General features: G+C 42.1%; 15 protein-coding genes. 1 reads left to right on the top strand and 14 read right to left on the bottom strand.

Going from position 1 to position 16,126, the window contains the following annotated elements:
* Positions 1-10: 10 nt before the first annotated feature.
* The 4 genes from PR761_RS05500 to flhB form a co-directional block, all read right to left on the bottom strand.
* A complete protein-coding gene (locus PR761_RS05500; RefSeq protein ID WP_006813433.1) occupies positions 11-331 on the bottom strand; it encodes a helix-turn-helix domain-containing protein in 321 nt (106 codons plus the stop codon).
* On the bottom strand, positions 324-710 hold the full coding sequence (locus PR761_RS05495; protein ID WP_112836535.1) for a type II toxin-antitoxin system RelE/ParE family toxin: 387 nt from the start codon (positions 708-710) through the stop codon (positions 324-326). The genes PR761_RS05500 and PR761_RS05495 overlap by 8 nt, the downstream gene beginning before the upstream one ends.
* Positions 711-851: 141 nt before the next feature.
* Entirely contained in the window at positions 852-2,948 is a 2,097-nt protein-coding gene (gene flhA, locus PR761_RS05490) for a flagellar biosynthesis protein FlhA (RefSeq protein ID WP_006813435.1), read from the bottom strand.
* Positions 2,941-4,092, bottom strand: coding sequence for a flagellar biosynthesis protein FlhB (gene flhB / locus PR761_RS05485; protein ID WP_006813436.1), 1,152 nt, complete (start codon positions 4,090-4,092; stop codon positions 2,941-2,943). Before flhB ends, flhA begins: the two co-directional genes overlap by 8 nt.
* Positions 4,093-4,362: 270 nt before the next feature.
* Here flhB and yajD point away from each other — a divergent pair, with 270 nt between their 5' ends.
* Positions 4,363-4,710 carry an HNH nuclease YajD gene (yajD, locus tag PR761_RS05480; RefSeq protein WP_006813437.1) on the top strand — a complete coding sequence of 116 codons (348 nt, stop codon included), beginning with the start codon at positions 4,363-4,365 and terminating at the stop codon, positions 4,708-4,710.
* 151 nt (positions 4,711-4,861) lie between these two features.
* On the opposite strand, the gene PR761_RS05475 is transcribed toward yajD, so the two are convergent.
* The 10 genes from PR761_RS05475 to motA all read right to left on the bottom strand — a co-directional run bounded on the left by PR761_RS05475 (position 4,862) and on the right by motA (position 16,030).
* A complete protein-coding gene (locus PR761_RS05475; protein WP_115164155.1) occupies positions 4,862-5,506 on the bottom strand; it encodes a protein phosphatase CheZ in 645 nt (214 codons plus the stop codon).
* Positions 5,507-5,530: 24 nt separating this feature from the next.
* Positions 5,531-5,923, bottom strand: a complete 393-nt coding sequence (gene cheY, locus PR761_RS05470; protein WP_006813440.1) for a chemotaxis response regulator CheY — start codon at positions 5,921-5,923, stop codon at positions 5,531-5,533.
* 42 nt (positions 5,924-5,965) lie between these two features.
* Complete coding sequence (locus PR761_RS05465; protein ID WP_006813441.1) at positions 5,966-7,033, bottom strand: protein-glutamate methylesterase/protein-glutamine glutaminase; 1,068 nt, start codon at positions 7,031-7,033, stop codon at positions 5,966-5,968.
* Entirely contained in the window at positions 7,033-7,869 is an 837-nt protein-coding gene (locus PR761_RS05460; RefSeq protein WP_006813442.1) for a chemotaxis protein-glutamate O-methyltransferase, read from the bottom strand. Before PR761_RS05460 ends, PR761_RS05465 begins: the two co-directional genes overlap by 1 nt.
* Before the next feature lie 95 nt (positions 7,870-7,964).
* On the bottom strand, positions 7,965-9,530 hold the full coding sequence (locus tag PR761_RS05455) for a methyl-accepting chemotaxis protein (RefSeq protein ID WP_006813443.1): 1,566 nt from the start codon (positions 9,528-9,530) through the stop codon (positions 7,965-7,967).
* Between the two features lie 112 nt (positions 9,531-9,642).
* Entirely contained in the window at positions 9,643-11,328 is a 1,686-nt protein-coding gene (locus tag PR761_RS05450) for a methyl-accepting chemotaxis protein (protein WP_006813444.1), read from the bottom strand.
* A gap of 121 nt (positions 11,329-11,449) precedes the next feature.
* The gene (cheW, locus tag PR761_RS05445; RefSeq protein ID WP_039854244.1) at positions 11,450-11,947 is read right to left on the bottom strand and encodes a chemotaxis protein CheW; all 498 of its coding nucleotides are present in this window, start codon (positions 11,945-11,947) and stop codon (positions 11,450-11,452) included.
* 16 nt (positions 11,948-11,963) lie between these two features.
* Positions 11,964-14,108: a chemotaxis protein CheA gene (cheA, locus tag PR761_RS05440; protein WP_006813447.1), complete on the bottom strand. Its 2,145-nt coding sequence runs from the start codon at positions 14,106-14,108 to the stop codon at positions 11,964-11,966.
* A gap of 107 nt (positions 14,109-14,215) precedes the next feature.
* Positions 14,216-15,136 (bottom strand): flagellar motor protein MotB, encoded by a 921-nt coding sequence (gene motB, locus PR761_RS05435; protein WP_006813448.1) that lies wholly within the window; start codon positions 15,134-15,136, stop codon positions 14,216-14,218.
* 6 nt (positions 15,137-15,142) lie between these two features.
* On the bottom strand, positions 15,143-16,030 hold the full coding sequence (gene motA / locus PR761_RS05430) for a flagellar motor stator protein MotA (RefSeq protein WP_039854245.1): 888 nt from the start codon (positions 16,028-16,030) through the stop codon (positions 15,143-15,145).
* Positions 16,031-16,126 lie beyond the last annotated feature (96 nt).

Here is a 16,126-nt window from a genome sequence, read left to right as displayed (position 1 = left end):
CTCTATCTGGTTAAATAATCAGAGTCTTTTGCTCGATTAGATTTAGTAATCTCAACGCTGCGCCGTTAGGTTTGATTTCATCACGTTCCCACTTAGACACACTTTCTTTTGTCATATTTAATATGAGCGCTAAAGATGATTGAGAAATATTATTCTCTTCGCGAATACGTTTAATATCCTCACCCGTCATTGGCTTAAGAGCACTAAATTTCTCCTTTAACTCTCTCGCCTTAATTCTTGCTTCAATACGTCGAGAGGCAATATCATCAGTCACTCCAATCTTTTCCAATCCTTGAGCAAATTCAAGTAACTCTTTCATCGTATTAGACATTTTTCACCTCAATTAAATAACCAGTTTTAAGCATATGTGCAATTTTTATTGGATCAGAGTTTAGTAATATTCGAGCAATATCTTTATAGGATTCAAGGTCATCATCCTCAATTTCTTTTCTTCCTTTTGAGGCTAATCGTGATTTGGACCAACCATCAGCAAAAAATAGATGAGAACCTTGTTTATAAAAAATAATCGTTCGTATTCCAGCTCTTTTCCCAAAGCCTTGAATAGCCAGACGCTTTTTAATCACACCGCCACCCAAATCCGCTTCATAACAGCCGGATAAAACCTGCTTAGCCGCTAACAATACGTCAATTTCATCCAGTTCTAGCTTTTTTAGCTTACTCTTAAAAATCTTAGTTTTATAAATTGCCATCCTTAGCCCACCAATTAAACCATAGTAATCCTTACTACAGTTGTCATCAATAAAAAACAGGCGAAAAACAAGATTTCATCAAGAAAACCCCATTAAATCGCCTGCTACCTGTCTGTATTAAACAATAAATTAATCGTTTGTTTATGACCCGCTAATCATCGACGTCATTCTAATCTTACGGTGATCCGTCATCTCTAAATTCGACATCACGACCAACTGTGGCAAGCTACGACGCAAGAAACGAGACAATATCAATCGTAAACTGTGATTCACCAATAATACCGTTGGTGCCCCCATGGCTTCTTGATGAGAAATCGCTTCTTCCGCTTGAGATTGAATAAATTGCGCAAGATTTGGTTCTAAACCGCCACCATTTTTAGCCGCTTGTAACAGAATTTGTTCTAACTTAGCATCGAGACCAATGACTTGGATTTCTTCTGCATTACCAAACCACTGTTGGGTAATTGCCCGTCCAAGCGCGATCCGTACCTGAGAAGTCAGATAGTCGGTATCTTTTTGTTCACCATTTTCCCCTGACATTTCAGCTAAGGTTTCAATAATGGTGCGCATATCGCGGATCACGACATCTTCCATCAATAAGTTTTGCAGAACGCGATGTAAAATTGTCAAAGATATAGTATCTGGGATCAGGTCATCCGCCAGTTTTGGCATCTCTTTTTTCACTCGGTCATACAACATTTGGGCTTCTTGACGCCCAAACAATGTACTTGAATATTGCAGTAAAATTTGATTGAAGTGTGTTGCTACTGCGGTACTGGCAGAAACAACCGTATAGCCTTGGATTTGTGCTTGTTCACGGAAATCATCATCAATCCAAACCGCAGGTAAACCGAACGCTGGCTCTTTCGTCACATCCCCTTGCAATGAACCAGCGGCATTTCCCGGATCAATCGCTAGGCTACGACCAGGTTGTGCTTCGCCGCGCCCGACCTCTGCGCCTTTAATAAGAATACGATACTCACATGGCGACAATTCTAAGTTATCGCAGATATGCACCACGGGTGGTAAGTACCCGACTTCTTGAGCAAATTTTTTCCGTAATCCACGTAAACGGCCTAATAATTCCCCTTGCTGGTCATTATCGACGAGTGGAATTAAGCGATAGCCCACTTCCATCGCTAATAAGTCCTCTAACTGAACATCCTCCCAAGTCGCTTCCACTACTTTATTGGCTTCTTGAAAGTGTTGTGCTTGACCGTCATCAGAAACTTTCTCTGGGCTTTGGGATTTACGAACGAGATACCAACCTAATGCAGCTAGCGCCGCAGTAAATAAGAGAAACACAAAATTTGGCATGCCAGGAATCAGACCAATCAGCCCTAAAACTCCCGCACTTAGCCACATAACTCTAGGATTATTAAATAGTTGAGTGACCATCTGCTCACCGACATCTTCATCGGTTGCAACACGGGTAACAATTACCCCTGCGGCGGTAGAGATAATCAATGCTGGGATCTGAGCGACAAGTCCATCACCAATAGTTAATAGGGTATATGTACTGGTGGCATCACCTAAGGTCATATTGTGTTGAGCAACACCAATGATTAAACCACCAATCACGTTGATGACCATGATCATAATACCGGCGACAGCATCACCACGGACAAACTTACTCGCACCATCCATCGAACCGTAAAAATCTGCTTCTTGAGTTACTTCTGAGCGGCGTTTTTTGGCTTCATCATCATTAATAATTCCTGCGTTTAAGTCCGCATCGATTGCCATTTGCTTACCAGGCATACCATCAAGAACAAAACGAGCGCCCACTTCAGCAATACGCCCCGCACCTTTGGTAATGACCATAAAGTTAATCAAGACGAGAATAATAAATACCACGATACCAATGGCAAAATTACCACCTACCAAGAAATGACCAAAAGCTTCAACTACCCGTCCTGCGGCATCAGGTCCGGTGTGACCATCTAATAAAATAATTCGAGTAGAGGCGATATTGAGCGATAAACGCAGTAATGTGGCAAATAATAAAATCGTTGGGAAAGCCGCAAAATCCAATGTCCGTTTAGTGAACATCGCCACTAACAACACCATGATGGAGAGCGCAATATTAAAGGTAAACAGCAGGTCGAGCAAAAATGCCGGTAATGGTAAAACCATCATCGACAAGATCAGCAAAATCAGTACGGGCCCAGCGAGAATTTGCCACTGAGTTCCCTGTAAGTTCTTCGGCAATTTTAAAAGTGTAGCCAAATTAGCCATCGCGATTGTCATCTCCAGCAAAATCCAGCGTCGGTGGCACTGGTAAATTTTTCGGTTTTTTGGGTTTCAGGCCACCTTCTCGACGCCAACGGCGTAATTGGTAAACCCATGCTAAAACTTCTGCTACTGCTGCATACAGCGCAACAGGAATACTTTGTCCAATCTCAGCGTGTCGATATAACGCACGCGCTAACGGAGGAGCTTCAAGTTGTAAAATTCGATTCTCTTCGCCAATTTCTTTTATGCGTTGAGCGATAACTCCCGCCCCTTTTGCCAATACCTTTGGAGCCCCCATTTTTTTATCATCATATTTGAGTGCTACCGCATAGTGTGTTGGGTTAGTGACGATAACATCTGCACTGGGAACATCGGCCATCATTCGGTTGCGAGCAATCGCACGCTGTTGTTGACGAATTTTGGCTTTAATATGCGGGTCACCCTCTTGCTGCTTGAATTCATCTTTAATTTCTTGGCGGCTCATTCGTAATTTTTTTAAATGCGAACGAAATTGGTAAAACACATCAAATGCCACCATCGGAATCAACATAAAAACAATCAAGTAACCGGCAAAAATGACTTTTTCTAGCGCATTTCCTAATGCCGTGACAGGGGGCTCCATCACCAAATGCAGTAATGATGGCCAACTTTGCCAAAGAAAAATCCATGTCCCCAGTCCCACAAATAAAGATTTCAAGATCGCCTTAAATAGCTCGGATAAGGCATTCATTGAAAAAATTCGTTTCAATCCTTTAATCGGATCTAATTTTTTAGGATCAAATTTAATCAGCTTACTGTTGAATAGCAGTCCTCCCACCAATGAGGATGCTGAAATTCCAACTAGCGCCAACCCACCAATCACGGGTAATAATGCAAATAGTGCTTCACTCACTACCGAGCCTAAATAATTGAGCATCAACTTTGTGTTCTGTAGGTAGTGGCCATCAAAAATAAACCCTTGGCGCATGATTTGACGTAATTGTGCGGCAAGGTGCCCACCACTTAGCCACAGTAAACTGACCCCAGCTAACATCATCATCAGGGAGCTCAGTTCTTTTGATCGAACGATTTGCCCATCATCTTTGGCTTTTTGCTTTTTATGGGGCGTGGGTTCTTCTGTTTTTTCTACATCACTTTCGTCAGACACATCGCTTCCAAAAATTCAGCCTATACGTATAGTCGCTATAGCATGACAGAGTGTAAAAAATTCAATGGTGGAAATTAGATGCACTTCGCAGGGGTTTTTGGGCAATTGAGTAATATGACATCAACTTTGGGAAGCGTTTCGCAATAAGATATGAAACCTGCAAAAAAGAGATAATTTAAAAATTTATTTCCTATAATACCCATGATGTAAAATGCGGTATATTGATAGCAGAAATGCAAAACCATCTATTGATAACAGGTACTATTTATTATGGCTCTGATCCCAAAAAACTACACTCGGTTGGAAAGTGGCTACCGTGAGAAAGCACTAAAAATCTATCCGTGGGTATGTGGACGCTGTACACGGGAGTTTGTTTATTCAAATCTACGCGAATTAACAGTTCACCATATTGATCACGACCATACCAATAACCCAGAGGATGGCAGTAACTGGGAGTTATTGTGTCTATTTTGTCATGACCATGAACACTCAAAATATACTGAAGCGGATCAATACGGAACAACGGTTGTGGCTGGGGAAGATGCACAAAAAGATGTTGGTGAAGCGACCTATAATCCGTTCGCTGATTTAAAGTCGATGCTCAATAAGAAAAAATAATCTTAGCAAGATTCACTTTAAGCAAAGTCTCAGTTTAAATGTGAACAAGTGCCATTTAATACGTTTTTCTGACAGATAAATCAAAGTAGTTTGAGTCATAGCTAAGAGCAACCAACAATGCTATGACTCAAAATATGGCAGAAAGCGAAAATTAAAAACCTAGTTCATCTAAAAGATCATCCACCTGTGACTGCGATGCCATCACATTCACACCCTCTTTATTAATCTGCGGTCCATTTAGCAGACTTTCACTTTGGGTTTTTGCACGCATTTCTGGCGGTGTATTTTCCATTAATAAAGCTAGCAGTTGTTTTTCCGCTTCTTCAACGACTTCCATCATTTTTTTGACGACTTGACCCGTTAAATCTTGGAAGTCTTGAGCCATCATGATTTCCATAAGTTCCGCTTTAGTCACTTCACTATCTTGAATCACGGTTCCCAAAAAATCTTGAGTCGATTCACGTAGCTCGGCGGGAACATCATTTGATGCAACCGCTTGCCACTGTTGTTGCAGCGCTATCGCATTTTTGTTCATGTTCACTTGTAGCGGCTTAATGACATCGATGCCATTCAGGGTTTTTTCTGCCGCTTGTGCCGTCATTTGAGCGATATAACGTAAACGATCTTTACCATCTGGAATACTGGCCACGGCTTGTTGAACACTTTTTTCAAGACCAAGCTCACGCATGCTCTCTCTCAGTGTTCGCATCAAAGTACCAATACGTGTAATGACCTGTTTTAAATCTTCATTTCCAGTACCTGTGCGGCTGCCGTTCATTGTTACTTGTTCAATCATCACTGTCTCCTTTAGCAAGCGCGATTATTGCAGCCCCATTTTTTCAAACACTTTGTTCAATTTTTCTTCAAGAATTGCCGCCGTAAACGGTTTCACAACATAACCGCTAGCACCTGCTTGAGCTGCCGCAATGATGTTTTCTTTCTTCGCTTCAGCCGTCACCATCAGTACAGGAATATGTTTAAGTGCTTCATCTCCACGGATAGTTTTCAGCAATTCTAAGCCATCCATATTGGGCATATTCCAGTCAGCAACCACAAAATCGATATTTCCAGCACGGATTTTTTCCAGTGCATCAACCCCATCCTCGGCTTCATCGATTTTATTAAAACCAAGTTCTTTTAATAAGTTGCGAACGATTCTGCGCATCGTGGAGAAATCATCAACAACCAGAAAACTGAGATCTTTAGCGGCCATAACCACTCCTTCAAAAAATACAATGATGAATAACTGCCATCACTAAATGGTGACAGACGAAAGTTTTGTTAACAAACTCGGGGCAATTTTAAGGATATCGAGCACCTCATCAGCAGCATTCATTTCGATCGCTGCACGAGGCATACCAAATACCACACAACTGCTTTCATTCTGGGCATAGGTTATTGCGCCCTGTTGGTGCAAATTCAGTAAACCTTTCGCGCCATCCATTCCCATTCCGGTCAATAACACCCCAATACATTTACGACCGACATGTTTCGCCACAGAATCGAACATCACATCCACCGAAGGGCGATGACGGTTCACGGGTTCACTTTGTTCTAAAATAATTTGGTAGCCTTTGCCTTTATCCGTAATGAGCATATGAGAATCTCCGGGGGCAATATAAGCGCAGCCTTTTTGCAGCAATTCGTTGTGCTCAGCTTCTTTAACCGTTAATGAGCACAGCTTGTTAAGCCGCTCGGCAAAAGAGCGCGTAAAACCCGCAGGCATATGCTGAGTGATCACTACCGGAGGACATTCTCTTGGTAGCATCTCTAAGAATTGACGAATAGCTTCCGTCCCCCCTGTCGATGCCCCTACCGCTATCACTCGGCTATTGCACGCATATGGCGAAAGTGGTTTAGCTAATGTCACAGGCTCCGGCACTTTTTTCTCTGTACGAGCAAAACGGCTGCGTTGTGACATTTTAGACATCGCAGCGGCGCGGATTTTTTCACCTATTAACTCGCGATAGCTCATCATGGTTTCGCGGATACCAATCTGTGGCTTAGTCACAAAGTCCACCGCGCCCAGCTCCAATGCTTTTAATGTCACCTCAGAGCCTTTAGATGTTAACGTCGACACCATAACAACCGGAATTGGGTGTAATCGCATTAATTTTTCTAAAAAATCAATACCATCCATTCTTGGCATTTCAACATCAAGGGTCACAACGTCAGGTTCTAGCTGTTTAATCAGATCCCGAGCTACATAGGGATCTGGTGCCGTATCGACGACTTCCATATCGTGGTGGCTATTAATGATTTCACGCATCAATTGGCGCATCAGCGCGGAGTCATCAACACACAATACTTTGATTTTTTTCATTATTCTCTCCTCACTGATTGCAAGCTATAGACGGTTTGTCCGTTGATCACAAACTGTTTGGATAGTTGAGAAATATTTTCAGAGTGACCGATAAACAATAAGCCGTCTGGCTTTAATAATGGCGCAAAGCGCTCTAGTAGTTTTATCTGCATTTCTTTATCAAAATAAATCATGACGTTACGGCAAAAGATTGCATCAAATCGATGCTGTATTTGCCAATCACTGTCACTTAAATTTAAGTGACGAAATTCAATCATATTGCTCAGCGCGGGTTTTACACGGGCAAAACCTTCATATTCCCCCACCCCTTTCATGAAATAACGTTGGCGCTGTAATGCGCTGAGGTTTTTCAACTCTTCGACTCGATAAATCCCTTGTTTCGCTTTTTCTAAAACTTCCGTATCGATATCGCTTGCCATCACCTTTGCGGTTGCTGCACTAGAACCCAAAACATCGCTCACTGTCATCGCGATTGAGTAAGGTTCTTCCCCCGTAGAAGATGCCGCACACCATATGTTAATGTTGGTATTACGTCGGCTTCTCAGGAAATCAGTCAAGGTTTCGAAGTGATGAGGCTCTCGGAAAAATGCTGTTAAATTCGTCGTTAATGCGTTAACAAATGCTTGCCATTCTGGATTCATTGGCTCACGTTCTAGCATCCGTAAGTAGTCAGAAAAATTGTCGATATTAGAGTCCCTTAACCGCTTTAACAGTCGGTTATAGACCATGTTTTTTTTATTCATCGTAAGGACGATCCCAGACTTTTTATGAATGAATCGACAAACTCGACCAAATTCATCGTCAGTCAAAGGTTCTATTTGTGGTACTAAAAGCATCGTACTTGTCGTCCTATTCAATAAAAACCGGTGAGGCAGCCAGTAATATGGCTGCCAAATTGTCGAACATGTAACGAGCTAGGAAGAGATCCTAATCAGCGTCTCATTCGTCCTGATTGCTCAGGTAATTCAAAAAATGCCACGGTTTCAACCAAGTTATTCGCCTGATCTTCTAAGGCGGCGGTTGCACTGGTTGATTGCTCAACAAGAGCGGCGTTTTGTTGGGTCACTGAGTCCATTTGACTTACAGCAACGGCTACTTGTTCGATACCACGACTCTGCTCATTGGAAGCGGATGCAATATTTCCCATTAATTCAGTAACTTGATTTACTGCTGCTACCAATTCGTTCATGGTTTGCCCAGCTTCATTGACCAATACAGAACCTTGGCTAACACGTCCAACTGATTCATCGATCAGCGCTTTGATCTCTTTTGCTGCTTCAGCGCTACGTTGTGCTAATGCGCGAACTTCACCCGCTACCACAGAGAATCCACGACCTTGTTCACCCGCTCGTGCCGCTTCAACCGCCGCATTCAGTGCTAAAATATTGGTTTGGAATGCAATACCATCAATAACACTAATAATGGCGCTGATTTTTTGTGAGCTATTAGAAATCGAAGTCATTGTGTCAATGACCTCTTCCGTAATTTCGCCACCTTTGGTTGCTGTTCTTGATGCAGTCACGGCTAATTCACTCGCTTGACGTGCATTATCCGCGTTTTGTTTTACCGTCGCGGTCAACTCTTCCATACTTGCTGCCGTTTCTTCTAATGATGCAGCTTGCTGTTCAGTTCTTGAGGATAAGTTATTATTGCCTAGAGCAATCTCGCGAATACCGGTAGACATTTGGTCTGTATTCACTCGAATAGATGTCACTGTTTTTGCCAGTGAATGCTGCATCAATTTCAATTTTTCGAAGACATCGCCAATTTCATCACGGAATGAAATTTCAATATTCTGATTCAGTTTTCCTTCCGCAACCTGCATGAAATGTTCACTCATGCTGTTTAACGGGGAAATAACTTTGCGTTTGAGCCACAGGTGCACAACACCAATGACCAAAAAGATAATGACAACGACGCTGAAGAATGAGGTCCATGCAAATTGGTTATAGAATCTTGCATCTGCAATGGAGGCATTGCTTTCATCATTTAAAACAGAAAGATAACTGTTAATAACCTTAATTAATTCATCTTGGTTTTTTTGAGCGGGTAATGCGATATACGCCGCGACATCATTGTTATCAAGGTGAGTATTCAAGGCATTTAACGTGACAATAAAAGAGTTAAATTTCTCTTCTAATGCAGAGAGATTTTCTTTTTCACTCAACACAGGTTGGGCTTTAAATTCGGCGTAATCGTTATTTGCTTCGACTAAGTAATCATCAAAAATCTTGCGGGTTTCTTCGATTAAATCGTTGTGGCCGCCTTCTTTCAGTAATAAAGCAATTTGTGTCAGGCTATTGCGTGCCTGCATTAAGTGCTTGCTGGTCTCTTCAAGTAATGCACGCTTTTTAGATCCCAAATCAATATTTTCTAAGGATTTCAGTTCACTATTGACGATACCTACAGAAATCCCACTTGAGGCTAACTGCATGCCACAAAATAGGATTAGGAGTAAGTATAAGCTCACTGAAATTTTGATATTTTTTCCTAACATATTTAATCCCCTACTTATGACAGCCAAATAATTGGCTCTTTTTAATTATCGAGCTTAAACATATAAAAACGCTGCGGGATAAACTCCCACAGCGCTAGATTGGATTTACTCTTTAGAAGGTTTCCCAATTATCATCATCTTTGTGATTTTTCGAAGAAATCTTAGATAAATCCGGTGTTTTAACAATATTAGAGACTGTTCTTGGTGCAGGTTGAGCATTGCGTACTTTGCCATGATCCAGTGCAGGTAAACGGAAAATGGAAATTAATTGAGAGAGCTTAGCAACTTGCTCTTCCAGTACGTTAGCAGCCACTGCCGATTGCTCGACAAGTGAGGCATTTTGTTGAGTCACTTTATCCATCTCAGCCACTGCGATGCTGACTTGAGAAATCCCTTTGCTTTGCTCATCTGACGCTGTAGCGATGTGCGTCATGATGTCGGTAACACGAGTGACAGAATCAACAATTTTGGTCATAGTTTCGCCAGCATCTTCTGCTTGACGAGCCCCAACATCCGTTCTAGAAACAGAGTCTTCGATCAGCGTTTTGATCTCTTTCGCTGCATCCGCACTGCGTTGAGCTAGGTTACGAACTTCGTCAGCAACAACAGCAAATCCACGACCATGTTCACCGGCACGTGCAGCTTCTACGGCAGCATTAAGCGCTAAGATGTTGGTTTGGAATGCGATGCTATCGATGACCGCAGTAATGTCAGAGATTTTTTGGGAGCTATCCGCAATATTGCGCATGGTGTGAACCACATTAGAGACGACTTTGCCGCCTTCTTTTGCAATCACTGAGGCTTGGCTCGCGAACTCACTCGCTTGATGAGCATATTCAGTATTCTGTTTAACGGTCGCCGTTAACTCGCTCATGCTCGCTGAAGTTTCTTCTAAACAAGCTACCTGCTGTTCAGTACGCGATGACAAATCATTATTACCGGCTGCAATTTCTGTGGTTCCTTGATAGATAGTTTCACTACCATCTAGAACACCACGCACCGTATTGATCAGCTCTTGTTGCATATGCTGAACACCACCGGCTAGCTCACCAATTTCATTGTGTGCTGAGGTATCAATTTTGGGTGTTAAGTCCCCTGCTGCAAATACTTTGATGCGTTCAATCAGTGTATTTAATGGCTCAGTAATTCCTTTACGCACATAGCGATAACTGAAGAAACCAATCAGTGCTAACAAGATTGATAAAACCACCAGCATATATAAAGATTCACGGTAGTTTCCTTCTGCATTATCAATTTCAGCTTGGAAATCAGCTGCAATATCAGCAAAATAAGCACTGAATTGCTCTTCAAATTTAGCTTGTAGTCCCGATGTTCTATGAGCATAGAAACCGTTTAAGTCACCTTTTTCCGCATATTCAGCGAGTTTTGTTAATGCCACACGATAGTCTTCATAAGACTTGAGTAATCTATCAAACTGGTCTTTATCAATGGAGGTATTTTCCATCATCTTTCTGTATCGACCGTAAGCGTCATCAGCGGCTGTAAATTTATCATGTGCCGATTTGATTAAGTCACCAGCTGATGCATCATCCTTAATGTTGAGTTCTTCCAACAAATAAGCATTGATCGAGCGGTTTAAATCAGAGCGAGCCTGTAATAAATTAACCCAACTTTCAGTAAGAACTTGTCTTTGGCGTTGAAGAGAATTCAAATAATTAATGCTGTCGCTGTTATCGCCTAGTTTGGTAAACATCAAACCACTTGAAACCAGCTGCAATAAAATAAAAAGAAAAATAACGGACAAAAGTCCTGAAACGATTTTAATTCGACTGTACATGGCGTTTTACTAACATAATGTTGTTGTAATTTGGATATCGGTCATCTGCTCAAAAACTTTAGTGAGTGCCTCTGGCATTTTTGAGCAAATTGACAGCAGAAACGAGGTGATCAGCGGATGATCACTCCGCAATATGGTCGATTAGTGCCATTTCTTCACTGGTCAATAATTTTTCAATATCGACGAGAATTAACATCCTTTCACCCATCGTACCCAGCCCAGTTAAATACTGAGTAGATAGCGTGACAGCAAAATCTGGTGGTGGAGCGATTTGATCTTCGTTCAGCACCAACACATCCGATACGCCATCAACCACAATCCCGACAACGCGGTCTTTCAGGTTAACCACAATGACGACCGTATTATCGTTGTACACCACATTTTCATGGGAAAATTTAATCCGCAGATCGATGATAGGAATTATCACTCCACGCAGATTAGTAACGCCTTTAATAAAATGAGGCGTGTTCGCTATACGCGTTACTTGCTCGTAACCACGAATTTCCTGTACTTTTAAAATTTCAATTCCGTACTCTTCTTCACCAAGCGTAAAAACGAGGTAGCCTTCGCCATTTTTTTCTTCTTCGAGCTTGTTTAAATCATCATCTAACATAGACATGGTGTTTAGCCTCTATTTAGTGCATTACGGGTTGAGAAACAGGCTGTTTCTTATTAATCAAAATGTGGTTGTTCATTCGTTGTAATTCTGCAACATCTAAAATTAGGGAGACTGAGCCATCGCCCATGATGGTTGCGGCGGAAATACCCGGAACTTTGCGGTAATTACTGGCAATATTTTTCACCACGACTTGCTGCTGACCAACTAACTTATCGACTAATAAAGCAAAACGATGCCCCGCATTTTGAATAATTAACGCAATGCTATTTGCTAAATTAGGTTCGGCATTTTCGATAGAAAAGACTTGGTGGAGTTCGACGAGTGGTAAATATTCGCCTCGAACTAAAAGCATTTTTTCTTCTCCCGCGAGACGATAAATATCTTCAGGGCGAGGTTGTAGCGTACTAATAATCGCACTAAGCGGCACAATGAAAACGTCATCTGCAACTTTTACTGACATTCCATCCAGAATAGCCAATGTTAGTGGCAGTAAAATACGAATAATGGTGCCTTTTCCTTCGGTAAAACCAATTTGAATTCGTCCACCCATGTCTTGGATATTACGTTTCACTACGTCCATACCCACGCCACGACCTGATACATCAGTAATCACTTCGGCTGTCGAAAATCCTGGCGCCATAATCAGCATCGCGACTTCGTCATTGGTCATCGCATCATGAATATTCATGCCTTGAGAGCGGGCTTTGGCAAGAATTCGTTCACGGTTCAATCCTGCTCCATCATCACGAACTTCAATACAGATATTGCCACTCTGATGTGCAGCAGAAAGCGTTAACGTACCCGCTTCAGATTTACCATTAGCAAGACGAACTTCTGGTTTTTCAATTCCATGGTCGAGGCTGTTACGTACAAGGTGGTTCAATGGATCAACGATACGTTCAATCAAGCTCTTATCTAACTCTGTCGAGCTACCTTCCACCTTAAGCTCTATTTTCTTGCCCAGTTTTGAGGCAATATCACGAACCATTCTAGGGAAACGGCTAAATACATAATCCATCGGCATCATGCGAATGGACATAACGGATTCTTGGAGCGCGCGAGAATTTCGTTCTAGTTGCACGATGGAACTGAGTAAATCTGAATATTCGTTTTGATCAACTTGCTGGCTATGTTGGGTCAACATCGATTGAATAATGACAAGTTCACCCACTAAATTAATCAGTTGGTCAACCTTCTCAACAGCGACACGGATACTGCTCGAATCGCCTTTTGGCTTCGCAGCGGCAGCTTTTTTTGCTGAAGAAGAGGACGATACAGCAGATGCAGGCGTTACCACCGGAGCAATCACTTTAGTGGTTTCAATCTGCCCTACCGGTTTTTCAACCATTGCGGCTAATTCTTCTACCGTTGCAGCCAGTTCATCGAGAGTCGCTTCTACATCCACAACTTTATTTGGTTCGCCACCACCTAGGATAAAGCCTTGGCACGCTTCATAATTTGTTGCACAGTGCTCAATCTGGGATTCATCCACGACGAAACACAATACACCGCAAATGTCATCGATATCCGTGTTGGTTCCCAGCCATGCTTTTAGGCTAGATTCACTTTTTTCTGTACCGAATAAACGACCAAATAGACCTAATTCATCTGCTAAAACATCAACTTCGGTTGATTTCAGTGAATTCAATGTAATGATAAAATAGTGAGAAAATTCATCATTCGTAAGCGCAGTGTTGGTTTGAATTGCAGATTCTGAAACGGTATCAGTAACCGTTTCCATTGCTGCAATAGACTCCTCATCAAAATTCACTTCTCCAACACCGTGCTCCACACTTTTTAGTACATCGCAGATATGTTGGAAAGTTTCATCATCAGGTAATGAATCATTTTTATAGGCATCCAACTGTGATGCCATTACATCCTTAGCATCTAAGAAAACATCAATAATATCCGGTGTTAGTGTTAGCTCGTCATGCCGAGCTTTATCGAGTAAATTTTCTAAGGTGTGAGTTGTATTTTGTAGGTGCGTGAAACCAAAAGTTGCCGCCCCCCCCTTAATCGAGTGGGCACTACGGAATATGGCATTGAGTTGCTCGCTATCTGGGTCGACAGGATCAAGCTCAAGTAAATGCTGTTCCATATCCCTGAGCAGTTCATCAGCTTCATCGAAAAACGTTTGATAAAACTCGGTAATATCCATGCTTTTTATCCAATTTCGCTTAAGTTTCACTTAATGCTCACTGCTAAAAACTCTAGCAGTGAATATTTTGATTAATTATCGATATAAGTCATTGTTAATTTGTGAATTTATTTTCCCACTTTAACGGTTACGACTTCGTTAGTTGCCTGAATCGGCACATCTTGTTGTGGCTTTTTAAGCACATCATGAATCGGTGTTGCTCCATCGTATTCATGCAAAATTTGATTAGTTTCATCTTCATTTAATACGATGATGCTGATCCGCCGGTTTATTGGCGCTAAGCCATTTTCTTTGTCCAAGTGGATAGATGACGCCATCCCAACAACACGTAAAATCTTTTGCTCTTCCATGCCACCCATGATCAGTTCACGGCGAGAAGCATTCGCACGGTCTGATGACAGTTCCCAGTTGCTGTAATAGGCTTCGCTGGCATAAGGTAAATCGTCCGTGTGTCCCGAAATGCTAATACGATTTGGTACGTCGTTCAGTAATGGTGCAATGGCACGTAAAATATCGCGCATATAGGGCTCGACTATCGCGGAACCCACTTTGAACATCGGTCTATTGGCACTATCAACGATTTGGATACGTAGACCATCGTTGATCATGTCGATAAGTAAATGAGGCTTTAATTCATTCAAACGGGGGTCTTGTAATATGGCTTGCTCAAGGTTTTCTTTTAGTTTTTCAAAACGATAATTAGCATCCCCTGAGATGATATTATTTGGCTCAGGCATCACATCACCATCACGAAATATCGGATCTTTACCGCCACCAGGTATGGGATTTGTCGCGTCCCCACTTTTTGAACCAGGATTAATCGCAACACTTAATGGAGTACGAAAATATTCAGCAATCTTAGTTAACTCTTGTGGGCTGGAAATAGAAATCAACCACATCACTAGAAAGAAGGCCATCATTGCAGTCATAAAATCTGCATAAGCAATTTTCCATGCACCTCCATGGCTACCTTGCTGATGACCACCACGTTTTTTGACACGAATAATTTGAGGATGATTGCCAGCCATGGTCAATTATTCCTCACTAGTTTCAGTTGTTCGGTTACCCACTTTCACTTCACGAACTTTGTCTTCCAGCTCGATAAAGGAAGGCCTATCTACGCTAAACAGCACCTTACGACCAAACTCGACTGCAATTTGCGGGGCATAACCTTGCAAAGAGGACAAAAAAGTGACCTTGATGCATTCCATTAACTTGAGCTGCTCAGTGCTGCGCTGACGAACCAAACTCGCTAACGGTAAAATAAATCCGTATGCGACTAAAATGCCAAGAAATGTTCCTACCATTGCATGAGCAATCAACGCTCCCAATTCACCCGCAGGACGATCTGCTGCACCGAGTGCATTGACAACACCTAATACCGCAGCAACAATCCCAAATGCAGGCATCGATTCACCCACCATATTCAAGCCAGTGGCCGGAACTTCATTTTCTTGACGAAAGGTTTCCAATTCCTCATCCATCAGCGCTTCAATTTCGTGACTTTGCAGGTTACTGGTCACCATAAGGCGTAGATAATCCACAATAAACATCATGGCTGTTGGATCTTTGAGTATGCGAGGATATTGCGTGAAAATTTCACTTTCCTGTGGATTTTCAATATCTTTTTCTAAGGCAAGCAGCCCTTGTTGGCGGGATTTATTCAGTAATTGAAATAGCAAAGCCATTAAATCCATGGACATGGCTTTGTTGTAGGCTGAACGTCGGAAAAGTCTTGGTAATACTTTGCACAATGCAACGATGGATTTACCGCTGTTACCAACTACAAATGCGCCGAGCCCAGCCCCTAGAATAATAACGAATTCAGCTGGTTGGTACAGCGCGCCAAGATGACCACCGACCATGACATAGCCGCCAATAACTGCAGCTGTAACAATGATATATCCGATGAGTATTAACACAGTATTCCCTTTCACTCCGTTGGTTAACAGATGGCAGTCAAAGGGAATATGAGGAAGGACAGGCAATCTACTTGCCTGTTTACCAAATCAATCCAA

This window comes from Providencia sp. PROV210, assembly GCF_028479445.1.
GTDB lineage: Bacteria > Pseudomonadota > Gammaproteobacteria > Enterobacterales > Enterobacteriaceae > Providencia > Providencia rustigianii.
The sequence above is the reverse complement of the archived record's forward strand: the minus strand, read 5'-3'. Positions and strand labels throughout refer to the sequence as shown.